A 23,242-nucleotide genomic window follows, 5' to 3' on the forward strand; every position below is an offset into this window, starting at 1 on the left:
CAGAGTGCGGGCATGAGCGAGGTGCCTGCCGGGAGCGGTGAGTGGTGGGTTGTGGTCGAGCGGGTTGGGGAGCCCGGGGACATCGTCGAGGTGCATGAGGCGGGTGAGTTGGCCGCTGCGCGGGAGTTGGCTTGGGCGGTGGCGCGTGAGTTCAAGCCGAGGGTGTTGCGCCGGGTGCAGCGGCGGCTGGTGTTTCGGCAGCCGGAGGGCGGGTACCTCGTGCGGGTGGATGGCGTCACCGGGGACGACTTCTTCCGGGTGTTCGTCCTCGAGTTGGCGGCTCGGTTCGACGGTAAAGGCAGTGAGGTGACCGGGGCGTGATGTTCACGCTCCGAACATGTCGCAGGTCGCAGGCGTTACGAAACGCTGAAGGTTGCCGTGACATAACGCACAGATCACGGCTGAGACTTGCTCGTGACCATGGGGCTGGGGTGCCCTAGACGGCATGGGTAGACACAGCCTTCCTTCAGAGTCGCGTGGCGTGCTGAGCTTCTTCGGCGGGCGCGGCAGGCAGCGGGATGACCTGTTCGACCGCAGCTTCCGCTCCTGCACCGACTGCGGAGCCGACGTCTACGTCCTCGCCGAGGACTGCAAGGACTGCGGAACGGCCTTGGAGCTGCGCGCAGGCTGAACGACCCCAGAAGACCACCAACGGCCCGGGCATCGCCAGATGTCCGGGCCGTCGCACGTGGTGTGGCGCACTTCGGTGGCGCGAACGGGCGTTAACCGCGACATACTGGCCGGTAACAACCCCGGGACAAGGGAGCTCGCATGGCCCGCCTCGCGCAGACCGCCGGACTGACCGACATCCAGCGGGAGATCCTGGCCACGGTCAAGGCCTTCGTGGACAAGGAGATCATCCCGCACGCGCAGGCCCTGGAGCACGCCGACGCCTACCCGGCCGACATCGTCGCCGGGATGCGCGAGATGGGCCTGTTCGGCCTGACCATCCCAGAGGAGTACGGCGGCCTCGGCGAGTCGCTGCTGACCTACGCGCTGGTCGTGGAGCAGATCGCCCGCGGCTGGATGAGCGTGTCCGGCGTGATCAACACCCACTTCATCGTCGCGCACATGGTCAAGCAGCACGGCACCGACGCGCAGAAGCGGCACTACCTGCCCAAGATGGCCACCGGCGAGATCCGCGGCTCCTTCTCCATGTCCGAGCCCGACCTCGGGTCCGACGTCGCTGCGATCAAGACCAGGGCCAAGCGCGACGGGGACACCTACACCGTCGATGGCGCCAAGATGTGGCTCACCAACGGCGGTAGCTCCAACCTCATCGCCCTGCTGGTCCGCACCGACGAGGGGGCCGAGAAGCCGCACCAGAACCTGACCGCGTTCCTGGTCGACAAGCCGGAGGGCTTCGGCGAGGTCGCGCCCGGCCTGACCATCCCCGGCAAGATCGAGAAGATGGGCTACAAGGGCGTCGACACCACCGAGGCGGTGTTCGACGGCTACCGGATCGGCGCGGACAAGGTCCTCGGCGAGGTGCCGGGCAAGGGGTTCGCGCACATGATGGACGGCGTCGAGGTCGGTCGGGTCAACGTGGCGGCGCGGGCCTGCGGCATCGCGATCCGGGCGTTCGAGCTCGCCGTCGACTACGCCCAGCAGCGGCGCACCTTCGGCAAGGCCATCGCCGAGCACCAGGCGATCGCCTTCAAGCTCGCCGAGATGGCCACCAAGGTCGAGGCCGCGCACCTGATGATGGTCAACGCCGCGCGGCTCAAGGACTCCGGGCAGCGCAACGACGTCGAGGCGGGCATGGCGAAGCTGCTGGCCAGCGAGTACTGCGCCGAGGTGACCCAGGAGTCGTTCCGCATCCACGGCGGCTACGGCTACTCCAAGGAGTACGAGATCGAGCGGCTGATGCGCGAGGCGCCGTTCCTGCTGATCGGCGAGGGCACCAGCGAGATCCAGAAGACGATCATCTCGCGCGGCCTGCTGCGGGAGTATCGAGCGCGCTGAGCGAGCCCGGGTTCCGCCCGAAGCGGACGAGTCGGATTAGCACGGCAGGGGACTGGTTGGCAGGATGGTGCAATGACCGGTGCGTTCTCCGGCCCTGGACGAACGAACCAGGGTCTGCCCAAGGTCCCGACTCCGCCGAGTGGCTGGCCGATCGGGTCCTACGACACCTACCAAGAAGCCCACCGCGCGGTGGAGCACCTGGCCACGAGTGAGTTCCCCGTCGAGGAGGTGACCATCGTCGGGGTGGACCTGATGCTCGTCGAGCGCGTCATCGGGAAGCTGAGCTGGCCCAAGGTGCTGGGCACCGGCGCGCTCTCCGGCGCCTGGTTCGGCCTGTTCGTCGGGCTGCTGCTCGGCCTGTTCAACCAGCAGGAGGCCTCCTTCGGCCCGATCCTGGTCGGTCTCGGCATCGGCGTGGTCTTCGGCGTCGTGTTCGCCGCAGCCGGGTACGCCAGCACCCGCGGCCGCGGTCGGGAGATCGCCTCGGCCACCCAGTTGGTCGCCGGGCGCTACGACGTGCTCGCCCAGCCGCGCAACGCCGAACGCGGCCGCGACCTGCTGGCGAAGCTGTCGATGCGACCGAACGGCGGCGTGGGTTAGGCCGTTCGCGCGTCGAATTGCGGGCCGTGATCACCGGACTTAGTTTCAGGTGACCCGGTCGCGGGTACCGAGCTACCCGCGTGACGGCGCGCGTCGAGGTGCCAGCTCAGCGGTTCGACCTCCTCGGTGTGCCCCGTCGGAAGGAGGTCGGACGATGGGGCGTGCTCATCGGATACCCGGCCGCCGAGGACGACGCCTGCGAGTGGCGCTGTGCGCCATGGTCATCGCTAGCCCGTTGGTGGCGGCATGTGGTTCGGACGGCGGCGGGATCACCGTCAACGTCTACTACTCCACGGAGGAGAACTTCGACAAGGTCGTCGCCGAGTGCAACGACGCGGCCGCGGGGCGCTACACCATCGCCCTCAACGTGTTGCCGCGCGGGGCGGACGACCAGCGCGAGCAGATGGTGCGCCGGTTGGCCGCGGGCGACACCGACATGGATGTGCTCGGCCTGGACGTCACCTGGGTCGCCGAGTTCGCCGAGGCGGGCTGGATCACCGAGTGGACCGGCCAGGACAAGACCGACGTCGAGGCGGGCACCCTCGCCGGACCGCTGGCCACCGCGCGGTGGGAGGACAAGCTCTACGCCGCGCCGAAGAACACCAACGTGCAACTCCTGTGGTACCGCAGCGATCTCGTGCCGACCCCGCCCAAGTCGTGGGGCGAGATGCTGGAGCAGGCGAAGCGGCTCAAGGCGGACGGCAAGCCGGGCGGCATCCTGATGACCGGCGCCCAGTACGAGGGCCTGGTCGTGCAGTTCGCCACCCTCACCGCGGGCGCGGGCGGCAAGATCCTCTCCGACGACAGCACCCGCGCCGTCGTCGACGACGGCGCGGTCAAGGCGCTGGAAGCGTTGCGGGACTTGGCGAACTCGCCCGCGTCCAGCCCGTCGCTGTCCAACGCCAAAGAGGACAACATCCGCCAGGAGTTCGAGTCCGGCAAGAGCGCGGCGTTCCAGTTGAACTGGCCGTTCGTCTACGCCTCGATGGCCAAGTCGAACCCGGAGCTGGCCAAGGTGTTCAAGTGGGCGCCCTACCCGGCGATCGACGCGAGCAAAACCGGCACCGCCACCCTCGGCGGGTTCAACCTCGCGATCAGTTCGTACTCGCAGCACAAGCCGGAAGCGTTTGAGGCGGCGAAGTGCTTGCGCAGCGCGGAAAGCCAGAAGTTCTCGGCGATCAACTCCGGTGTGCCGCCGACCATCGAGTCGGTCTACGACGACCCGGAGATGGCCGAGCCGTACCCGATGCGCGAGACCATCCTCGACGAGCTGAAGAACCCGGCGGTCCGCCCGATCACCCCGGCGTACCAGAACGTCTCCACGCTGATCTCCACCATCCTCTCCCCGCCCGCCGCCATCGACCCGAAGGCCACGGCCGAGCGGTTGCGCACGGAGTTGCAGGACGCCCTCGACTCGAAGGGAGTGCTGCCGTGAAGGCCATCACCGAGGGCAAGAAGGCCGAGCGCAGGCTCGGGTTGTGGCTGTGCGCGCCCGCCGCGCTCGTCATGGTCGCGGTGACCGCCTACCCGATCATCTACTCGGTCTGGCTGTCGCTGCAGCGCTACGACCTGCGCTTCCCCGCCGAGCGCGAGTTCGTCGGGCTCGAGAACTACGTCACCGTGCTGACCAACTCCTACTGGTGGAGCGCGTTCGGGGTCACCACCCTGATCACCGTCATCTCGGTGGTCATCGAGTTGGTGCTGGGCATGGCGCTGGCCCTGGTCATGCACCGCACCCTGGTCGCGCGCGGTCTGATCAGGACGGTCGCGCTGATCCCGTACGGCATCGTGACCGTGGTGGCCGCGTTCTCCTGGCGCTACGCCTGGGACGACAACACCGGCTACCTCGCCCAGCTGTTCGCCCCCGACGCCGCGCCGCTGACCCAGCGGGCGTCGGCGCTGGGGATCATCGTCCTGGCCGAGGTCTGGAAAACCGTGCCGTTCATGGCTTTGCTGCTGATGGCCGGGCTTGCGCTGGTGCCGGAGGACCTGCTCAAGGCCGCGTCGATGGACGGCGCCGGGCCGTGGCAGCGGTTCACCAAGGTGATGTTGCCGGTGATGAAGCCCGCGATCCTGGTGGCGCTGCTGTTCCGCACCCTGGATGCGTTCCGCATCTTCGACAACATCTTCGTGCTCACCAGCGGCGCTCAACAGACCGGCTCGGTGTCCATGCAGACCTACAACAACCTGATCCGCGGCCTGAACCTGGGCATCGGGTCGACCATGTCGGTGCTCATCTTCATCGCCGTGGCCGCCATCGCGTTCTTGTTCGTGAAGGTCTTCGGCGCCGCGGCGCCCGGCAACGACGGGGGGAAGCGCTGATGGCCACCAGCCAGAGCGGCGCCAAGGCCCGCTGGGCGCTGATCGACGTCGTCGTGCTGGTCTACGCACTGGTTCCGGTGCTGTGGATCGTCTCGCTGTCGTTCAAGACCAAGGAGACCCTGGCCGACAAGAACTTCATCCCGCGTGAGTGGACCTGGCAGAACTACGCCGACATCTTCACCACCAACCAGTTCCTGCGCGCACTGCTGAACTCAGTGGGCATCGCGGTGATCGCGACCCTGATCGCGGTCGTGCTGGGCACCATGGCCGCCTACGCCATCGCCCGGCTGGACTTCCCCGGCAAGCGGGTGCTGGTCGGCGTTTCCCTGCTGATCGCGATGTTCCCGCAGGTCTCCCTGGTCACGCCGCTGTTCGAGATGGAGCGCTCGCTCGGGCTGTTCGACACCTGGCCCGGCCTGATCCTGCCCTACATCACCTTCGCGCTGCCGCTGGCGATCTACACGCTCTCGGCGTTCTTCCGGGAGATCCCGTGGGAGCTGGAGAAGGCGGCGAAGATGGACGGGGCGACCCCGGCGCAGGCGTTCCGCCGGGTCATCGCGCCGCTCGCCGCGCCGGGGGTGTTCACCACCGCCATCCTGGTGTTCATCTTCTGCTGGAACGACTTCCTGTTCGCGATCTCGCTGACCTCGACGACCTCGTCGCGGACCGTGCCCGCCGCGTTGTCGTTCTTCCAGGGGTCCTCGCAGTTCGAGGACCCGACCGGCACCGTGTCCGCCGCGGCGGTGGTCATCACGGTGCCGATCATCCTGTTCGTCTTGTTCTTCCAGCGCCGCATCGTCGCGGGGCTGACCTCGGGCGCGGTGAAGGGCTAGGTCATGGCTGAGATCGTTCTGGACAAGGTCACCAAGCGGTACCCCGACGGCGCGCTCGCCGTGTCCGATGTGGACATCACGATCGCCGACGGCGAGTTCATCATCCTGGTCGGCCCGTCCGGCTGCGGGAAGTCCACCACGCTGAACATGATCGCCGGGCTGGAGGACATCACCGACGGCGAGCTGCGCATCGACGGGCAGCGGGTCAACGAGCGGGCGCCCAAGGACCGCGACATCGCCATGGTGTTCCAGTCCTACGCGCTGTACCCGCACATGAGTGTGCGGGAGAACATGGCCTTCCCGCTCCGGCTGGCCCACGTGGACAAGGAGACCATCAACCGCAAGGTCGAGGACGCCGCGCGCATCCTCGACCTGGGGCAGCACCTGGACCGCAAGCCGGGCAACCTCTCCGGTGGGCAGCGCCAGCGGGTGGCCATGGGGCGCGCGATCGTGCGCGACCCCAAGGCGTTCCTGATGGACGAGCCACTGTCCAACCTGGACGCCAAGCTGCGCGTGCAGATGCGCACCTCGGTCGCCAAGCTGCAGCGGCGGCTGGGCACCACCACGGTCTACGTCACCCACGACCAGACCGAGGCGATGACCCTCGGCGACCGCGTCGTGGTGATGCGTGGCGGATTGGTGCAGCAGATCGGGTCACCGCAGGCGCTCTACGACCAGCCGGTGAACCTGTTCGTCGCCGGGTTCATCGGGTCGCCCTCGATGAACTTCCTGCCCGCGACGCTGGCCGACGGCCAGTTGAACACCCCGCTGGGCGCGGTCCCGCTGACCGACCGGATCCGGCGGCTGGCCGAGGCCGCCAAGGCGCCGCGGGAGGTGATCGTCGGGTTGCGCCCGGAGCACTTCGAGGACGCTGAACTGCTCGACGACACCGAGCGCGCCCGGGGCGTGACGTTCACCGCGACCGTCGAGGTGCTGGAGTCGATGGGGTCGGACAAGTTCGCCTACTTCCTGGTGGAGGGCGAGACGGCGACCTCGGCCGAGCTCGACACGCTGGCCGCCGAGACCGGCTCGACGGAGATGACCGACAGCGGACCGCAGATCGTGACCCGCCTGTCGGCCGCCTCCGCCGCCCACGAGGGCGCCGAGCTCGACGTGTGGTTCGACCCGGACAAGCTGCACCTGTTCGACCCGGGCGACGGCCGAACGCTGACCCACGTCAAGTAGCCCGATCGGGGCTGTGCACAACTTCGCGCACGGGTCCGGGCTTTCTGTCACCTTGGTCCCCGTCGGGCGGCTCACCGGGAGCCGCCCAGCGGGGATCGGGGTGTTTCGGTGCTGTTCAGGGCGGTTGTGCTGGTGTTGGTCGCGGTGCTCGGGTTGGCGGTGCCCGCGAGCGCGGCGGTGGCGTGCGAGCGGGGTGAGCTGTGCCTGTGGGCCGGTCTCGCGTTCCGCGGTGAGTCGGGGAGGTTCGGCGTCGGGTCGGCGGCCGAGGGGGAGTGCGTGGTGCTGGGCCGGGAGTCGCGCTCCCTGGCGAACCTGCTGCGGCGGGATGTGACGGTCTACGAGTCGGCGGAGTGCGCGACGGAGACGGACTTCGTGACCTATCCGGGGCTGGGTACCTATGTACCCGCGACACCGTTCGTCGTCCGGGCGATCCAGGTGTGGCCGACGTAGTTGCCCTTTCGGGCAGTGATCGCTCCAGCTCGGGTTCGGCGGTTATGTTCCGCCGTTGTGCGTCGACGTGCCTAGTGACGGTGATCCCTTCCTGGGCAGGGGGCGATGCGCGTGGTGTCAGAAGTGCGGTCGTCGGCGGTCGAGGAGTCCGGTGTCGATCCGGTGCGGGAGGGGGATGAGCGGGATTGGTCGGTGCCGGTCGAGGACCGGCACCCGGCGTCGGCGTGGCGGATGTCGGTGGTCGAGCGGTTGCAGCGGTTGCAGGCCGAGATCGACCAGCGGGACGGCGGTGTCCCGACCGCGGTGCACACGGCCATGCGGATCGCCGCGCGGGCGGTGCTGCTGAAGAGTTCGCTGCCGCGCTGGTACTCCGGCGTGAACCTGGAACGGGCTTGGCGCGCGGTGCACCTGGCCGATGAGGTGCTGGTCGCCTCCAGCCCGGACCTGGTCGGTCGGATGCCCGCGATCCGCGCGACGGTGTCGCGCAAGCTGCCCGGCAAGGACCCGCGCCTGAAGGCGCTGGAGCCCGCCGTCTTCGACGGTCTGTCCGCTGCCGCGCAACGGGAAGTCGTCCTCACCGCCCTGCGCGGCGCGCACCAGTCATCCCACGACGCGGCCACGGCGGTGCGGAGCTTGCGCAACCGCATCATCCTGTTCGGCTTGCTGCTGCTCGCGATCAACATCGCCGTCGGCTGGCTGACCGCCCACCACGAACGGATGCTCCCGCTCTGCCTCGTCAACGGCGCCAACACCATCTGCCCCACCGGCGGCCCGAACCCGACCAGCGGCGACGTGTGGTGGCTCCAACTCATGGGGATGCTCGGCGCCTCGATCGCCGTCGTGGTCCTGCTCCTGCGAACCAAACCCAGCGTCGTCCCCTACACCCTGACCCCGTACCAAGCGATCGTGAAAGTCCTCCTGGGCTCGATCCTCGCCGTGGTGGGCGTCCTGGTCCTCCGCGCAGGCCTCCTCCACGACGTCGTCACCACCCAGGCGTCCCTGATCGCGTTCGCCTTGGTCCTCGGCTACTCCCAACAAGTGGGCACCCGCCTACTGGACAACTTCGCCGACCAGGTCGTGCAACGCGCCCAACCCTCGGCCACCACCGAATGACGGTCAGCCGCGGGTGCGGAGGGTGGTGAGGACGGCGTCGTCCCAGTGGTGGGAGCGGATCAGGCGGTAGCGCTCTCCCACGGCCCAGAGGTAGGCGTCGGCGTTGGTGCGGTTGGTGGCTATGCCCGCTTGGCGGACCATCTCCACGACGGGGGTGAACTCCTCGGCGTGCCAGCGGTTCGCCACGGTCGCGCGGTCCAGGAAGCGCTGTTCGTCCTGCATCAGGCGGTAGCCCCACGCCTCGACCGCCTCGCTCAGTTCCGCGTAGTCCCACGGGTCGGTCAGCGAGATCGTCGCCCGGCGGTCCGGGGTGAGCGGGACCCGGTCGAGGAAGATCCGGTGGTAGTCCTTGGTGATCAGGTCGCCGCGCAGGCGGATGCCCTCGGCGGGGACCCGGGTGGTGATCTCGGTGACGACCGCGTCGATGGTGCCCAGGCCGAGCGCGTGCGCCACCGACACCCGGCGGTGGCCGTCGACGACGAAGTGGAGCTCGCCCAGGCGGTAGAGGTCGACCGGTGGGGTCGACTGGCCGCGGCGGGCGGCCTGGGCCAGGCGTTCCCAGCGCTGCCGCGACTGGGCCGAGGTGGGGCGGAACCGGCGGTCGAACTCGCGGCCGCGGTCGACGCTGCCCACGATCGACCCCAGGTCGACCACCCGGTGCCCCAGGCGCCGTTCGCCGGTCCGGCCGAGGACGGCGACCACCTCGTCGAAGGGCAGCATGATGTTCACGTCGTCGGGCTCGCGGCGCAGCCACGCGCCGAGGCGGGCCAGCACCTGGCCGCGGCGCGCCCGCAGGAAGTCGTACTCCGCGTCGGCCGCGGGGAATCCGGTGTCACGCGGCATGATCGCTCCCGGGATCGGCGGATGCCCCCAGTCTTCTCCGCCGGGCGGCCGCTCGCACACTGCGCCAGCCGGGTGAAATCGCCCGGCGCGCGCACCGCGTCTGGGTGTGCCTCCGCGGTCCGGTTCCGGCCCGCCGCCGGGGGAACGGGTGACGCGCGGGTCCACGACGTGAACGCCTGGTAACCCACCGTTCGCGCCCGCGTCACGCCCGGGGCTGTGACCTGTGGTCGGGCTGTCGTGCTTGGCTGGTACGAAGTCGCGCGTACGGGGCAACCTCCTGGTGCCCGTCCGGTATCGATACCGGTGTCGGGAACGAGGAGTGGTGAGAAGGGAACTGTCGGTGTCCGGCGCGCGTCCAACCGGATAGCGTGATCGTCGGAAGCGATCGTCCACGGGGCCGAGGGGAGCGGTGGTCCGGTCAGCCACCGAGGGGAGCGAGTGATGGTGAGTGGACAGCGGGGTTACGACCAGTACGTCACGGGCGGGGTCCAGTGGGAGGACTACACACTGGAACAACTGATCAAGATGGTGGAGGACCAGGCGAGCGCACCCCAGCTGCAGCAGCTCGCCACCGACTGGCGCACCGCGGGTGACCAGGTCGTCGCCGCTGCCGAGCTGCTCTCGGTCGCACTGACGCAGTTGATGGAGTTCTGGGCGGGCAGCGCGGCCGAGCAGGCCCGCGAGGACGTCGACCTCAACGCGCGCTGGGTCAGCGACCTCGGCCACACCGCGCACGAGATCGGCCCGTCGATCGACGAGGCGGCCAACGCGCTGTCGGCCGTGCAGGCCGCCATGCCCGAACTGCCCGCGGACCCGGCGGTGCCGCCCGCACTCGCGCCCGACAGCGCCGTGCGCGGCTACCACGCGGGCGGCCCACTGGTGGCCGCGATCAACGGCACCGCGGCCGGTACCGAGAGCGCGTTCGGCTCCAGCAAGGACCACAACCAGCTCAAGACCCGCGCCGTCGAGGCCATGCGCCGCTTCGAGGGCGCCGTCATCAGCATCGACGAGAAGATCCCCCAGTTCAGAGAACGCCGTGATGGCGAGGAGTTGGCCCCCGGTGGGCCGACCCCGCCACCGACCCCACCGCCGGGCACCACCCCGCCGACCCCGTACCCGACCGACCCGGCGAAGCGGTGGGACGACCTGACCAAGGCCGACCCGAGCACCGCGGCGCAGGGCTTCGACAGCGGCACCGGGTACTCGGGTGGCGGCGGCTACGCGGGCGGCGCCGCACCGAGCGCGGAGACGACCCGACCGCCGTTGCAGTCCGGGGGCGCGGTCGGCGCGACGGAAGCCGTCACCGGCACCAACCCGCGTCCCGCTCTGGCCGGTGCGGGTGCGCCGGTCGCGGCAGGCGCGGCGGCCGGGGGCGCGGGCATGGGCGGGATGCCGATGGGTGGCGCGGGCGCGGGCGGCGGCCAAGAGGCAGGCGGCGAGCACCGCAGGCGCTACCCGTACGACGGGGAAGACCCGTTCCTGTTGGACCAGAAGGCCTCGCCGCCGGTGATCGGGCTCTGAGGCCAGGGAGACCACGACGATGCGCGAGTTCGACCAGTTCCCCGACGGCAGCCACCAGGTTCCCGACGGCAACACCGTCTCGGTGCCGGTCATCGGCGCCCTCTCACCCCCGGTAGCCACCCCGGCTCCGCAGACCGACGCCACCCCGGCGGCGGCCACCCCGGAGCCGAGCCCGTTGCCGCCGACGCCGGACCCCGTCCCGGGGCCCGGCCCGCTCGCCCAAGCCGCGCCGTTCTCGGTCCCGGTCGCACCCGCCGTGGCGCCGGACGCGGTCCCGCAGTACCAGCCCGGTCCGGCGGCTCCGCAGTACGCGACCCACCCGTCCAACGCCACGAACCTCGCGGGTGCCGGATCTGGGTTCCCCACCGTCGACCCCGACGCGGGCCACATCCCCGGCGCGATCGCCCAGCCGTACCCGTTACCCGCTCCTGTCCCGGTGCCCGTCCCGGGTGGCCCGGTCACCGGCAACCCCACCCCGGCGCCCCAGCCCATCCCGGTCCCGCCCGCCCCGCACTGGAGCCCCAAGCCCGGCAAGGGCGGCGACTACCACCACAAGCCGGGGGTTCCGCCCGCCTCCGGTTCCGCGCCGACCCCCGACTACGGCAGCAAACCGCCACCGCAGCAAGGCGGCGGTAACTCCCCGTTCCCCGACTCCCGGCCGCCCAGTCCAGGCAGCAACAACACGGGCACCCCCGGGAACGCGGAACCCGGGATGACCCGTCCCGCGGACGCCACCCACCCCTCCGGCAACGCTAAGCCCGACGCCACGACCCTCCCCGCGACCGGCCCGGTCCAACCGACCAACGGCACGACGCAGGGCTACTGGAAGATCGACCCCGAGGAGCTCGCCGGGTTCGAGCGGGCCGTTCGGGCCGCCCGCACCGGGTTGTACGGGGTGCAGGAGAAGGTCAAGGGGATGGAGGGCAAGGAGCCCAAGCTGGGCACCAGCCCCGTCGGCACGCAGCTGGCGAAGAAGTTCGACGACCGGCTCAACGGGCCGAACGGGCTGCGCACCCTGCTCGACCAGGCCATCAGGAAGATGGACGGGTTCATCCTCAGCGCCGAGCGGGTCCGCGACTCCTATGTCGAGGCCGACGAGACCGCCCGGGGGGACATGAACCGACGTGACCAGTCAACTGGCGGGACCACGTGACGGAGCTGTCCACCGGCCTTGAGCTCGGCACCGACCACCGCGACGGCGGCGAGGCGTCGCTGCACCCGGTCGAGGTCGACCTGCTGTGCACGTTCGCCGAGGTGGCGGTGCCGTTCCCGCTGCGGGTCGGTGGCGGGATGGACCGCGCGGCCGCCTTCGCCACCGCGCGTGCGCAGCTGTCGCGGCGCGGGCTGGCCGACGGGCGCGGGCCGCGTGGTGTGGCGGCTGAGTTCGTGCACCTGCTGCGCAACGGCGCGGGCACCCTCGACCTGATGATCGCGCGGCTCGGGCAGAGCCGTGGCGCGCTCATCCTCGCTCAGCGCGACGACGCGTTGTTGCTCCGACAGGACATCGGCCTGCCCGGCGCGCGGGTGTACTTGGAGGTGCTGTCGCTTTATGACGCGATAGAGCGGCTGGCCGACCTGGTGCCTGAGCACGGTGCCGGGATGGCTGCGCCGTTCAGCTTGTCGCAGCGAGCGTTGGATCGTGCCTATAAGTCCATCCAGGCCGCCATCGGCGAGTCAGGGCAACCGCGGAAATTGCACGCGGACGACGTGGACCGGCTGCTGCGCGACAGCGGCATCGACGAGACCACCGCGCGGCGGATGACCACGCACCTGCACCCGGTGCTGGGCAACGGTCAGGTCGGCGCTGCGGTGCGCCGCGGCTACGCCGACGAGTGGGGCAGGCTCGGCGACGAGCTGCGCTGGCTCGACACCGGCCGCGGCCGGTTCCGGCTGGGCACCGACACCGAGGGGTGGGTCAGCGTCAACCCGCTGACCCGCGAGGACCTGCGGACCGGGGTCCGGGCCTTGGCCGCCCGGTTGTGGTACTGACCGCGGGCACTGACGACGGGCACTGACGACGGGCACTGACCACGGGGGTACTGACCATGGCGGACATTCCCGGAACGTCGGTCCAATCGGCTACGGTTGCACCGCGGGACTGGCCGGTTGAGGGAGGGGCACAGGCATGATCGCCGATCTCGACGACGTGGTGCGCCGGATGGCGGAGCAGGCTGAGCGCGCCGCGCAGGCGCGCCGGACGGCCGAGCAGGAGCGCAGACGGCGCCGCGAGTCCGAGGACAGCTACGTCACCGGCGGCGTGCACTGGGACGGCTACTCGCTCAAGTCGCTGCAGCGGATGGTCGGCGACCACGCCAACGCCGCGCAGCTGGACATGCTGGCCACCGAGTGGTCGCGCTACGGCCAGAAGGTCGCCGAAGCCTCGCGCGACCTCTCCCGGTCGATGTCCAAGCTGCTGCAGTTCTGGTCCGGCGGCGCTTCGCAGGACGCCTCGCGCACCGTGGTGAGCAACGCCGCGTGGATGTCGCAGCTCGGCGGCACAGCCGCGCAGATGGCCGACCCGATCCAGGACGCCAGCGGCGCGTTGCGCTCCGCGCAGAGCACGATGCCCGGCGGTTCCCCGAGCAGCCCGTTCCTGGCGACCGCCGGTGGTGGCGCCGCCGCGGGTTTTGCGATCGGCGGCCCTGTTGGCGCTGCCTTCGGTGCCGCGATCGGTGGCATCGCCAGCGCGTTCGGCTTCGGTAGCAACAAGAAGAAGATGAAGCGCAAGGCAGTCCAGACGATGCAGCGCTTCGAGACCGCGGTGCTCGGCATCGACGGCACCACCCCACGCTTCGGTAGGCCTGCCGACGGTGTTGACCCCGGCGTGAACCGCCCACTGCCCCCGGCGCCGCGCCCCGGCCTCCCCGGCCCGGGCGTGACGGTCCCCGGTGGTCCTGGCCGCGGCCCGTCCGACCCGTCCGCCCCGCCCCCCAGCTTCGGCGGTGGCCCCAACATCGGCACCACGCCGTCGTTCGCCCCCGGCATCGACAAGGGCTGGGAGAGCCACTGGCGCGGCCTCACCGGCATGGGCAACGGTGGTTCCCTGCCCGGCGGCATCAGCAACAACGTCGGCGGCGGCCCCAACTCCATCGGCCTCGGCAACGGTGGCTTCCTGCCCGGCGGTCTCGGCGCCAGCGGCCGCAACGGCGGCTCCGGCTCGGGCCGCGCCGGCCTCGGCTCCGGTTTCGGTGCAGGTGGCCGCGGCGCGGACGGCGGTCGCGGTGGCTCCGGTTCGGGTCGTGGCACGGCCGGTGTCGGCGCGGGTGGCCCCGGTGGCGGTCGCGGTCGCGACGGCAGCCGTGGCGCCAGCCGGTTCGGCCGGGCGGGCGCGTTCGGCAACGACCCGCACGGGCGCTCCGGCAGCGGGTACGGCATGCCCGGCAGCGCCAAGGACAAGGAAGAGGACGGCACCCACCAGCGGCGGGTGCCGATCGAGGAGGACCCGTTCACCACGGCGGACCTGACCGCGGCACCACCGGTCATCGGCGCCTGAGCGGACTGAGGGAGCGGATATGAGCGAGAACGGCGGGTGGCAGGTCGACCCGGAGCAGGTGCGCGAGTTCGCCGCGGCGGTCGAGGAGGTCCGCGCGGACCTGAACTCGATCTTCGCCGAGGTGGCCGACCTGGCGACCCCGGCGTACCTGCCGATGCTGGGCACCAGCCCGGTCGGCCAGGAGCTGGCGGAGAAGTTCACCGAGCGGCTGGCCGGTGAGACCGGGCTGAAGGGTCAGCTGGAGGAGGCGCTGCAGCGCATGGAGGAGTTCGTCGCCAGCGCCGAGCGCTCCTCCGCCGCCTACCAGGACAGCGACGACAACTCCGCGCAACGCTTCACCACCCCGTGACCACCCCGCCGGTCCCCGGCGTCGCGCTGCACCCGGTCGAGGTGGACCTGCTGTGCGCGTTCGCCGAGGTCCAGCCCCCGTTCCCGATCGAGGTCCCGGCCACCGCGACCTCCGAGGACGAACGCGGCGCGCTCTACCGGGCGGCCGCCGAGGAACTCGCCGCGCGCGGCCTCGCCGACGAGGACGGCCCGCTCGACGTCGCCGAGGAGTTCGTCCACCTGCTGCGCTCGTGCACCGGCGTGCTCGACGTGGTCGTCAACGGGCCTGCGGGCACCCTCGGCATCGCCGTGCTCGTCGTGCGGGACGAGGCGCTCGTGCTCACCCAGGACCAGGCCGACCCCCACGGCCTGATCCGGATGTGGGCCGCCACCCTCGACGAGGCGCTCGGTCGCGTCAGCCGCATGATCCCGCGCGCCGACGCCCCGCTCACCGCGCCGTTCAGCCTTCCGTTGCGCCCCTTGGAAGAGGCGTTCGCGGTGATGCTGTCGCGGTTGCCGGAGCCGGACCAGCCGGGCAGCCCGAACCCGATGTCGCAGGGCGAGATCGACGACCTGCTGCGCGCGCACGGCATCGACGACCGGGTCGCCCGGCGCATGGTCGCGCACCTGCAACCGGTGCTGGGCAACGGCCAGTCGGGCGTCGCCGTGCGCGACGACACCGAGGACCAGTGGCGCCGGGTCGGCGCGGAGATCCGCTGGCTGGACACCGCTCGCGGCCGGTACCGGTTGGCCGCGGTGTCCGGTGAGGACGGTTCCTGGCTCAGCGTCAACCCGCTGAGCCAGGACGACCTCCTGGCTGGTCTGCGCTCGCTCGCCTACACCACCCGGGGCCAGTAGCGCGGTTGGTCCACAGAGGACCGTGGTGCGGTCGTTACGAGGTCGGGGTTTCCGCGATGATCACGGTCACCACCGTGATCCAGGTGACGATCACCGCGAGGAGCCAGAACTTCACATTGGTCAGCAGCCGGGCCATGGGGAAACCTCCCGTCAAAGGGGGCGGACTGGGGGCTAGAGCCAGCGGTTCTTGCGGAAGATGCGGTACAGCACGATGCAGGCCAGGAAGATCACGACCATCACCATCGGGTAGCCGAAGCGCCAATGGGTCTCGGGCATGTGGTCGAAGTTCATGCCGTAGACGCCGACCACCATGGTGGGCACCGCGATGATCGCCGCCCACGCGGTGATCTTGCGCATGTCGGTGTTCTGCTGCAGCGTGATCTTGGCCAGGGTCGCGTCGACGAGCGTGGTGAGCAGCTCGTCGAAGCTGGTGACGCGCTCGGACACGGTGGTGAGGTGGTCGTCGACGTCGCGGAAGTACGAGCGGATCGTGTCGGGGACCAGCGGGGAGCAGCCCTCGGCGAGGCGGCGCAGCGGGTTGGCCAGCGGCATGACCGCGCGGCGCAGCTCCAGGATCTCCCGCTTCATCAGGTACATCTGCTCGGCGCTGACCGGGCTGCGCGGCGCGAAGACCGCCTTCTCGATCAGGTCGATGTCGTTCTCGAACGCGTCGGTGACCGCGAGGTAGGTGTCCACCACGTGGTCGGCGATCGCGTGCAGCACCGCGGCGGGCCCGCCGCGCAGCCGCTCCGGGGACTTCTCCAACCCCGAGCGCAGCTCGTGCAGGCCGGAGTGCTTGCCGTGGCGCACGGTCACCACGTAGTCGGCGCCGAGGAAGGCCATGATCTCGCCGGTCTCGACGATCTCGTTGGCCGTGGTCGGCGACTCGTGCTCGACGTAGCGGACCGTTTTGAGCACCATGAACAGGTTGTCGTCGTAGCGCTCCAGCTTGGGCCGCTGGTGCGCGGTGACCGCGTCCTCGACCGCGAGCTCGTGCAGCCCGAAAGTCTGCGCGACGCCCTGGATCTGGCGCTCGTCGGGTTCGTGCAGGCCGATCCAGACGAAGCCCTCGCCGCGGCGGCGGACCTCGGCGACGGCGTCGATGTGCGTCCACCGACCGGGCAGCCGCACCCCGTCGACGTACACGCCGCAGTCCACGACGTACGCCGAGAGCAGGACCGGGATCGGTGGGGCGGGCGGGGCGACTCGGTTCGCGCGACCTCTCAGGCCGCCGAACGACGGGATGGTGGGCATCAGACCTCCAGCGACGCGCGGACGCGGCGAACCGGTTGGCCGATCGGCTGACCGGTGGCGGAGCGCCCCGGCCGGTAACGCGGTGCACACCACTCAGTGGTGGCGCGCAACTCCGGAGGGGACGCGGGGACTACTGGATCCGATCGCGGTTTCATGACCGTTCGGGTCGCCCATGCGTCTCACCTCCTCTGGTCGGCGGCGGTCTGGCGCGTGACGCGCGGGCCTGCCGGGAGGACAGCGTACTCCCGGCCGCCGCGCACCCGGCCACCAGGCGGGAAAACCGAACGCGTTTCACACGCGGTGCCCTGCCTCACACACCGGTTGCACCCCGGCGCCCGCCGCCGTACACAGGTCCCCTACTGGCCGGTCACATGCGGGAGGTCGACGTGCAGTTCGGGCGGTACTACGAGGAGTTCGAGGTCGGCGCGGTGTACAAGCACTGGCCGGGCAAGACGGTGACCGAGTACGACGACCACCTGTTCTGCCTGCTCACCATGAACCACCACCCGCTGCACCTGGACGCGAACTACGCGGGGAACACCACCGACTTCGGCAAGAACGTCGTGGTGGGCAACTACGTCTACTCGCTGCTGCTGGGCATGTCCGTGCCGGACGTGTCCGGAAAGGCCATCGCCAACCTCGAGGTCGAGTCGTTGCGGCACGTGAAGCCGACCTTCCACGGTGACACCATCTACGGTGAGACCGAGGTACTCGACAAAACGCCCTCCAAGTCGAAAGACGACAGGGGGGTTGTGCATGTCGAGACACGGGGCTACAAGCAGGACGGAACGGTCGTCTGCATCTTCCGCCGGAAGGTGATGGTGCCCAAGCGCTCTTACGGTGAGGCGCGCGGGGGCGAGCAGCCGGGACGACCGGAACCGAAGGCCTAACTGCCGGGTTGGGGACAGCCCGGGCGGACGGAAGGGACAGCCGTGACCGTGTCGCTGGAGGAGGTCAAGCACCGGTTGCGGCGCTTTGCCGAGGTCGAGGCCGCCGGGGTGTCACCGCTCTACCAGCACCTGGCCGAGCGGGCCGCCGAGGACGACGACGTCGCCGCCCCGCTGACCGCCGCCCAGCCCGGGTTCGAGACCGCGACCCTGCTGTTCGCCGCGATCCACCGGGCGGTCCAGGCCGAGCCGTTCCACGAGCTGGTCAACTACTACCCGTCCATGGGTGGCAGCTACGGCGTGGACGCCGCGACCTGGCCGCTGTTCCGGCAGTTCGTCGTCGAGCGGGCGGAGAAGATCCGCGCTCTTGTCGCCGCGCACACCACGCAGACCAACGAGGTGCGCCGCGCTGCTCTGCTGTACCCGGCGGTGTCCTTGGCCGCTAAGCAGGCTGGCGCCCCCGTGGGCTTGCTCGAGGTTGGTTGCTCCGCAGGGCTTCTCCTCAACCTCGACCGTTACGGCTACCGGTACCAAACGGAGCAGTCCGGTCAGATCGTTGTTGGGCCTACCAAGACGCCGCTTGGGCTGCATTGTGCGCTGGAGTTGGGACCAGAGGCGGCGCTGCCGTCGATCCCGAAGAAGCTCGCCGTGGCTGACAGGGTCGGTCTAGACCGGGCTCCGGTAGACCTAGCCGACGAGGACGCCGCTGCGTGGCTAGAGGCTTGTATCTGGGCCGATCAGCCTGAGCGTCAGCGGCTGTTCAGCACCGCCGCCGCTCTGCAGCGCAAGAGCCCGCCCCAGTTCGTCGAAGGCGACGCGATCGCCGATCTCGGCAAGGCCGCCGCGCTGATCCCGTCCTCCGTGCCGCTGGTTGTCATCACCAGCCACGTCTTGCCGTACCTGACCGAAGACGACCGCGCGAGCTTCGTCGCCGCCGTCGCAGCGCTGGCGGAAACGCGACCGCTGTGGTGGGTCAGCGACGAGGTTTACACCGTCGGACTGCGGCACGTGCTGCCCGACCGCGAGGACCTCGTCGCGGCTCAGGGGCAGCAGGCGTTCAGCGTTGTGGGGCTCACCAGGTGGGACGGCGGGGTGCCGACTTCTGCCGCTTTGGCCCGCGCCGCCATGCACGGTGAGCGCATGGTGTGGCTTGTCTGATTCCCGTCATCGGGGCAGCTCACCCCAGTCGCTCAACGTCGCGCAAAGGCCTGCCACCAGGGCATTACGGTCATCCAATGTGGTGAACATCGCAAGATCCACCCAGGTGGCCGCATCGGCGTCGTCCCCGGGCGAAAGATCACCCGCGGTGATCGAGCAGCGGTAGTCGTGGATCTCGAACAGCCCACCGGGCGCCGGGCGCTCGACCGAGCCCACGTGGTCACCGACGGCCACCACGAGCCCGGTCTCCTCGCGCATCTCCCGCGTCAGTGCCTCGTGGTCGGACTCGCCTTGCTCGACCTTCCCACCAGGGATGGACCACAGTCCGGCGCCGGGGTCGCGGCCCCGGCGGATCAGCAGCAGCCGCCCGCGCTCGTCGCGCACGAGCCCACCCACGCACCTGATCCGCCGAATGTGATGCCCGTTCATGACGACGCAGAGTAGCGATCTACGGGTGATCACGCTCCGCGTTGCCCCAAGAGCTTGACTACTCTCCCTAACCGCCGCCCGGTGCGGTACAACGGTTTTCAACAGGCGCCATGCAGGGTGCGTACGGAACGGGGTAGATCACAGTGGACATCAAGAAGATCTTGATCATCACTGGGGCCGCTTTGCTCGTCTTCTTCCTGGTGACGCAGCCGGTCCAGTCTGCGGGGATCGTGAACTCCATCCTCACCAGCCTCAAGGACGGGGCCGAAGCGGTGATCACCTTCGTCCGCACTGTCTTCCAGGGCTGAGACGAAGTAGCGTCGGAGCATGTTCGCGCCCAGGGACCCTGACGAGTACCTGCTCGACTCCGAACGGCGGGTGATCCGCGTTCGCAGGCACTGGGCGAGCTTGGCGTGGCAGGTCTTCGAGGCCGTCGCCCTGCTCGCGGTCTGCGTGATGATCTCCTACCTGCTGCCGCCGCAGGCGTGGCTGATCCAGAACATCCTCTGGTACGTCGCGCTGGTGGTGGTCCTCCGCTTCACCTACCAGGTGATCGAGTGGTGGGTGGAGCGGATCGTGGTCACCGACAAGCGGTTCATGATGACCACCGGGGTGTTCACCACCCGGGTGCTCATGATGCCGATCAGCAAGGTCACCGACCTCACCTACAAGCGGACCGCGACCGGCCGGATCTTCGGCTACGGCACGATGGTCGTGGAGTCGGCCGGTCAGATCCAGGCGCTGAACAACATCGAGTTCCTGCCCCGGCCGGAGCAGGTGTACGACGCCATCTCCGAGTTGGTCTTCGGCGACAAGAAGGCCCAGGCCGAGCGGTTCTCGATGATCAAGGCCCAGCGCATCGCCAGGGGTACCCGCAAGGCGCGCAAGCCGGTCGGCTGACCCGCCCGGACCGCCGGTGACCTGGGTCATCGGGAACACTGGTCCGGTGCGGATCGACCTCCACTGCCACTCAAACGCCTCCGACGGCACCGACACCCCCGCCGAGCTGGTGATCGCGGCCGCCCGGGCGGGCCTGGACGCGCTGGCGATCACCGACCACGACACCACCGCGGGCTGGCAGCCCGCCGCCGAGGCTTTGCCGCCCGGCCTGCGGCTGGTCCGGGGCGCCGAGCTGACCTGCGTGTCCGAGGACGGCCGCGGCGGGTACTGCACGATCCACTTGCTGGCCTACCTGTTCGACCCGCACGCTGAGCCGGTGGTACGCGAGTACGCCCGCACCCGCGCTGAGCGGCGTAGCAGGTTGCACACGATGGCCGTGCGGATGGCAGCCGACGGCTACCCCGTCGACCCCGACGGCCTGATGGCGGACCTACCGCCGGATGCCCCCGCCGGGCGGCCCCACCTCGCGCAGGCACTCGTGCGCGCCGGGGTGGTCGGTTCGGTCACCGAGGCGTTCGCGGAGCTGCTGCACGGCCGCAACGGCTACTACGTGCCCAGCTCGAAGACGCCCGTCGCGGACGCCATCGCGATGGTCCGCGCCGCGGGCGGGGTGACGGTGCTGGCCCACGGGTTCGCCCACCAGCGCGGTCCGACGATCACCGAGGCGGTGGTGGTCGACCTGGTCGGCGCCGGGCTGGACGGGGTCGAGGTCGACCACCCCGACCACGACGCGCCCGCCCGCGCCCAGCTGCGCTCGATCGCCGCCAAGCACGACCTGATCATCACCGGTTCGAGTGATTACCACGGCACCAACAAGACGATCGGGCTCGGCGCGGAGACCACCTCGGCCGCGATGCTCGACGAGATCGTGGCCCGGGCGAGCGGCGCGGAACTGCTGGTGGGTGCCTGATGGCGGTGTTCGACGCCGCCTTGTTCGCCGAGGCGACGATCACCCTCGTGGTGATCATGGACCCGCCGGGCACGGTCCCGGTGTTCCTCAGCCTCACCGGCCGCAAGACCAAGCAGACCCGCAACCGCGCCGCCCGCCAGGCGGTCCTGGTCTCGCTGATGGTGATCAGCCTCTTCGCGATCAGCGGCGAGGCCATCTTGCGCTACCTGGGTATCGGTATCCCTGCCTTGCAAGGCGCGGGTGGCCTGCTGCTGTTGCTGATCGCGCTGGACCTGCTGACCGGTAAGAACGCCAACGAACCGGAGGCGGTCGAAGACGTCAACGTCGCCCTCGTGCCCCTGGGGACCCCGCTGCTGGCGGGCCCAGGCGCGATCGCGGCCACGATCGTGTTCGTCCGCGGGGCGGGCGGGCACCTCGAGTCCTACATCGCGCTGGGGTTCGCGATCCTGGCCGTGCACCTGATCCTGTACCTGTGTCTGCGGTTCTCCGGCGCGGTGATCCGGCTGGTGAAGGACAGCGGCATCACCCTGCTGGCCAAGATCGCCGGTCTCCTGCTCGCCGCGATCGCGGTGCAGCTGATCGCCAACTCGGTGCGCGGGTTCATCACCGGCGCTAGCTGAGCGCCGCGTCGAGCTCGTTGGGGGAGCGGGCGACGAACGCCCGGCCGTCGTCGGTGATGATGATCGGCCGCTCGATCAGCACCGGGTTCGCCGCGAGCACCGCGATCCACGCGGCGCGGTCCTTCGGCTTGGCGGCCAGCCCGAGCTCCTTCGCCAGCGGCTCCTTGAGCCGGGTGATCTCCCAGGGCTGCTTGCCGAGCTTGGTCAGCACCTCGTCGAGCTGCGCGGCGGTCGGCGGCTCGTCGAGGTAGCGGCGGACGGTGTGCCCGGGGTCGGCGGCGTCGAGCGCGGCCTTCGCGGTGCGCGACTTCGAGCAGCGCGGGTTGTGCCAGATTTCCACGCGCTCGATTGTGCCCGTACCCGGGTTGTCGGTGCCGGTGCGTACCGTGTACCTCGTGCAAGGTCAACTCGGGTTCGACAGCATGCCGCGCAAGCTGATCAAGGTGACGCCGTCGCGGCTCGGTGTGTGGAACGACTGCAGGCGCCGGTTCCGGATGACCTACGTGGACCGCCCCACCCCGCCGCGCGGTGGCCCGTGGGCGCACAGCACGCTCGGCGCGGTCGTGCACAACGCGCTCAAGGCGCTGTTCGACCTGCCCGTCGAGCGGCGCACCCCCGACAGCGCGGCCGCCCTCGTCGGCACGCACTGGAAGGACGACGGGTTCGCCGATTCCGCGCAGGCGGGGGAGTTCCGCGAGCGCGCGGCGGGCTGGGTGCACGACTACGTCAAGGAAACCGACGTGTCCGACGACCCGGTCGGTCTGGAGCGCTGGGTCTCCGCCCCGGTCGGCACGATCGTCGCCGAGGGCCGGGTCGACCGGATCGACCAGCGCGGCGGCGAACTGGTGATCGTCGACTACAAGACCGGCCGCCACGCCCTCACCACCGACGACGCCCGCGGTTCCCAGGCGCTGGCGCTCTACGTGCTCGCCGCCCGCCGCACCCTGCGCCGCCCGTGCACCCGGGTGGAGCTGCACCACCTGCCCACCGGTGGCGTCGCGGTCTGGGAGCACACCGAGGACTCGCTGGCCAGGCACCTGTCCCGGGCCGAGGAGGCCGCCGACGAGTTCCAGCTCGCCATCGACACGCACAAGGCGGGCGGCGACCCGGAGGTCCTCTTCCCGCCCAACCCCGGCCGCCAGTGCTCCTGGTGCGACTTCCGCCGCAACTGCGCCGAGGGCCAGGCAGCTGGACCCGCGATCGACCCATGGGCGATGCTGTCCCCGTGACCCAACCTGACCCCGTGACCCGACCGGACGACGCGACCGTCGAGCTCCCGCGCACGCCCGCCGAGCCGGTGCGGTCGGGGTTCTGGCGGGAGGTCTCCGGGGCGCTGGCCGTCGGGTTGTCCGGGTTGGCGCTGATCGTGCTGGTACTGCAGGTGATCGCGTGGGTCCGGGGCGTGCCCGGCCCGGGGATCGGTGTGGTGCTGGGGCATTTCGCCACCGCCGCGGTGGGCGTCGTGGCGCAGCGGTTCGCCGACCGGCGGCGGGGGCCGGAAGCGGCGCTGGCCGTGGTCGTCGTGGCGATCGCGACCGGCGTGGCCATCTGGTTCTTCTGGTGGGCCTGAGGTC

28 protein-coding genes are annotated in these 23,242 nt (G+C 70.3%); 24 read left to right on the forward strand and 4 right to left on the reverse strand.

What is annotated here, in order from left to right; all coding sequences use genetic code 11:
* The first annotated feature begins 12 nt into the window (after window positions 1-12).
* From LV75_RS29230 to LV75_RS29275, 10 genes are all read left to right on the forward strand, one after another.
* Entirely contained in the window at window positions 13-321 is a 309-nt protein-coding gene (locus LV75_RS29230; protein WP_253890567.1) for a hypothetical protein, read from the forward strand.
* Window positions 322-481: 160 nt separating this feature from the next.
* Window positions 482-631: a hypothetical protein gene (locus LV75_RS29235; protein WP_253890568.1), complete on the forward strand. Its 150-nt coding sequence runs from the start codon at window positions 482-484 to the stop codon at window positions 629-631.
* 140 nt (window positions 632-771) lie between these two features.
* Complete coding sequence (locus LV75_RS29240) at window positions 772-1,965, forward strand: acyl-CoA dehydrogenase family protein (protein WP_253890569.1); 1,194 nt, start codon at window positions 772-774, stop codon at window positions 1,963-1,965.
* 72 nt (window positions 1,966-2,037) lie between these two features.
* Window positions 2,038-2,565, forward strand: a complete 528-nt coding sequence (locus tag LV75_RS29245) for a YflT domain-containing protein (RefSeq protein WP_253890570.1) — start codon at window positions 2,038-2,040, stop codon at window positions 2,563-2,565.
* Window positions 2,566-2,719: 154 nt separating this feature from the next.
* On the forward strand, window positions 2,720-4,000 hold the full coding sequence (locus tag LV75_RS29250) for an ABC transporter substrate-binding protein (protein ID WP_253890571.1): 1,281 nt from the start codon (window positions 2,720-2,722) through the stop codon (window positions 3,998-4,000).
* Window positions 3,997-4,887, forward strand: a complete 891-nt coding sequence (locus LV75_RS29255; protein WP_253890572.1) for a carbohydrate ABC transporter permease — start codon at window positions 3,997-3,999, stop codon at window positions 4,885-4,887. Before LV75_RS29250 ends, LV75_RS29255 begins: the two co-directional genes overlap by 4 nt.
* Complete coding sequence (locus LV75_RS29260; protein WP_253890573.1) at window positions 4,887-5,720, forward strand: carbohydrate ABC transporter permease; 834 nt, start codon at window positions 4,887-4,889, stop codon at window positions 5,718-5,720. The genes LV75_RS29255 and LV75_RS29260 overlap by 1 nt, the downstream gene beginning before the upstream one ends.
* A gap of 3 nt (window positions 5,721-5,723) precedes the next feature.
* The gene (locus tag LV75_RS29265; protein WP_253890574.1) at window positions 5,724-6,905 is read left to right on the forward strand and encodes an ABC transporter ATP-binding protein; all 1,182 of its coding nucleotides are present in this window, start codon (window positions 5,724-5,726) and stop codon (window positions 6,903-6,905) included.
* Between the two features lie 108 nt (window positions 6,906-7,013).
* Window positions 7,014-7,355 (forward strand): peptidase inhibitor family I36 protein, encoded by a 342-nt coding sequence (locus tag LV75_RS29270; RefSeq protein ID WP_253890575.1) that lies wholly within the window; start codon window positions 7,014-7,016, stop codon window positions 7,353-7,355.
* A gap of 105 nt (window positions 7,356-7,460) precedes the next feature.
* Window positions 7,461-8,468 (forward strand): hypothetical protein, encoded by a 1,008-nt coding sequence (locus LV75_RS29275; RefSeq protein ID WP_253890576.1) that lies wholly within the window; start codon window positions 7,461-7,463, stop codon window positions 8,466-8,468.
* Window positions 8,469-8,471: 3 nt separating this feature from the next.
* On the opposite strand, the gene LV75_RS29280 is transcribed toward LV75_RS29275, so the two are convergent.
* On the reverse strand, window positions 8,472-9,311 hold the full coding sequence (locus LV75_RS29280) for a chromosome partitioning protein ParB (protein WP_253890577.1): 840 nt from the start codon (window positions 9,309-9,311) through the stop codon (window positions 8,472-8,474).
* A gap of 441 nt (window positions 9,312-9,752) precedes the next feature.
* On the opposite strand from LV75_RS29280, the gene LV75_RS29285 reads away from it, so the two are divergent.
* The 6 genes from LV75_RS29285 to LV75_RS29310 all read left to right on the forward strand — a co-directional run bounded on the left by LV75_RS29285 (window position 9,753) and on the right by LV75_RS29310 (window position 15,510).
* Window positions 9,753-10,832 carry a hypothetical protein gene (locus LV75_RS29285; RefSeq protein WP_253890683.1) on the forward strand — a complete coding sequence of 360 codons (1,080 nt, stop codon included), beginning with the start codon at window positions 9,753-9,755 and terminating at the stop codon, window positions 10,830-10,832.
* A 19-nt stretch (window positions 10,833-10,851) separates the two neighbouring features.
* Window positions 10,852-11,985, forward strand: a complete 1,134-nt coding sequence (locus LV75_RS29290; protein ID WP_253890578.1) for a hypothetical protein — start codon at window positions 10,852-10,854, stop codon at window positions 11,983-11,985.
* Window positions 11,982-12,821, forward strand: coding sequence for an ESX secretion-associated protein EspG (locus LV75_RS29295; protein ID WP_253890579.1), 840 nt, complete (start codon window positions 11,982-11,984; stop codon window positions 12,819-12,821). Before LV75_RS29290 ends, LV75_RS29295 begins: the two co-directional genes overlap by 4 nt.
* A 136-nt stretch (window positions 12,822-12,957) precedes the next feature.
* A complete protein-coding gene (locus LV75_RS29300) occupies window positions 12,958-14,325 on the forward strand; it encodes a WXG100 family type VII secretion target (RefSeq protein WP_253890580.1) in 1,368 nt (455 codons plus the stop codon).
* A gap of 19 nt (window positions 14,326-14,344) precedes the next feature.
* Complete coding sequence (locus LV75_RS29305) at window positions 14,345-14,674, forward strand: hypothetical protein (RefSeq protein WP_253890581.1); 330 nt, start codon at window positions 14,345-14,347, stop codon at window positions 14,672-14,674.
* Entirely contained in the window at window positions 14,671-15,510 is an 840-nt protein-coding gene (locus LV75_RS29310) for an ESX secretion-associated protein EspG (protein WP_253890582.1), read from the forward strand. The genes LV75_RS29305 and LV75_RS29310 overlap by 4 nt, the downstream gene beginning before the upstream one ends.
* Window positions 15,511-15,681: 171 nt before the next feature.
* Here LV75_RS29310 and LV75_RS29315 read toward each other — a convergent pair whose 3' ends face one another.
* Complete coding sequence (locus LV75_RS29315) at window positions 15,682-16,764, reverse strand: magnesium and cobalt transport protein CorA (protein ID WP_253890583.1); 1,083 nt, start codon at window positions 16,762-16,764, stop codon at window positions 15,682-15,684.
* A 386-nt stretch (window positions 16,765-17,150) separates the two neighbouring features.
* On the opposite strand from LV75_RS29315, the gene LV75_RS29320 reads away from it, so the two are divergent.
* The gene (locus LV75_RS29320; protein ID WP_253890674.1) at window positions 17,151-17,654 is read left to right on the forward strand and encodes a MaoC family dehydratase; all 504 of its coding nucleotides are present in this window, start codon (window positions 17,151-17,153) and stop codon (window positions 17,652-17,654) included.
* 42 nt (window positions 17,655-17,696) lie between these two features.
* Window positions 17,697-18,809, forward strand: a complete 1,113-nt coding sequence (locus tag LV75_RS29325) for a DUF2332 domain-containing protein (RefSeq protein WP_253890584.1) — start codon at window positions 17,697-17,699, stop codon at window positions 18,807-18,809.
* A 6-nt stretch (window positions 18,810-18,815) separates the two neighbouring features.
* On the opposite strand, the gene LV75_RS29330 is transcribed toward LV75_RS29325, so the two are convergent.
* Window positions 18,816-19,238, reverse strand: a complete 423-nt coding sequence (locus LV75_RS29330; protein ID WP_253890585.1) for an NUDIX hydrolase — start codon at window positions 19,236-19,238, stop codon at window positions 18,816-18,818.
* A 143-nt stretch (window positions 19,239-19,381) separates the two neighbouring features.
* Between LV75_RS29330 and LV75_RS29335 the strand changes: the two genes are divergently transcribed.
* The 4 genes from LV75_RS29335 to LV75_RS29350 are packed head-to-tail and all read left to right on the forward strand — an operon-like array spanning window position 19,382 to window position 21,668.
* A complete protein-coding gene (locus LV75_RS29335; protein ID WP_253890586.1) occupies window positions 19,382-19,546 on the forward strand; it encodes a hypothetical protein in 165 nt (54 codons plus the stop codon).
* Between the two features lie 19 nt (window positions 19,547-19,565).
* The gene (locus LV75_RS29340) at window positions 19,566-20,138 is read left to right on the forward strand and encodes a PH domain-containing protein (protein ID WP_253890587.1); all 573 of its coding nucleotides are present in this window, start codon (window positions 19,566-19,568) and stop codon (window positions 20,136-20,138) included.
* 46 nt (window positions 20,139-20,184) lie between these two features.
* Window positions 20,185-21,048 (forward strand): PHP domain-containing protein, encoded by an 864-nt coding sequence (locus LV75_RS29345; protein ID WP_253890588.1) that lies wholly within the window; start codon window positions 20,185-20,187, stop codon window positions 21,046-21,048.
* Window positions 21,048-21,668 (forward strand): MarC family protein, encoded by a 621-nt coding sequence (locus LV75_RS29350; RefSeq protein WP_253890589.1) that lies wholly within the window; start codon window positions 21,048-21,050, stop codon window positions 21,666-21,668. The genes LV75_RS29345 and LV75_RS29350 overlap by 1 nt, the downstream gene beginning before the upstream one ends.
* Here LV75_RS29350 and LV75_RS29355 read toward each other — a convergent pair.
* Window positions 21,661-22,008: an arsenate reductase family protein gene (locus LV75_RS29355; protein WP_253890590.1), complete on the reverse strand. Its 348-nt coding sequence runs from the start codon at window positions 22,006-22,008 to the stop codon at window positions 21,661-21,663. The two genes, LV75_RS29350 and LV75_RS29355, sit on opposite strands and share 8 nt — an antisense overlap.
* 82 nt (window positions 22,009-22,090) lie before the next feature.
* Between LV75_RS29355 and LV75_RS29360 the strand changes: the two genes are divergently transcribed.
* Entirely contained in the window at window positions 22,091-22,897 is an 807-nt protein-coding gene (locus tag LV75_RS29360) for a RecB family exonuclease (RefSeq protein WP_253890675.1), read from the forward strand.
* A gap of 14 nt (window positions 22,898-22,911) precedes the next feature.
* Window positions 22,912-23,238, forward strand: coding sequence for a hypothetical protein (locus LV75_RS29365; RefSeq protein ID WP_253890591.1), 327 nt, complete (start codon window positions 22,912-22,914; stop codon window positions 23,236-23,238).
* Window positions 23,239-23,242: the final 4 nt, after the last annotated feature.

The sequence above is a fragment of the Actinokineospora diospyrosa genome, from assembly GCF_024171925.1.
Taxonomy (GTDB): domain Bacteria; phylum Actinomycetota; class Actinomycetes; order Mycobacteriales; family Pseudonocardiaceae; genus Actinokineospora; species Actinokineospora diospyrosa.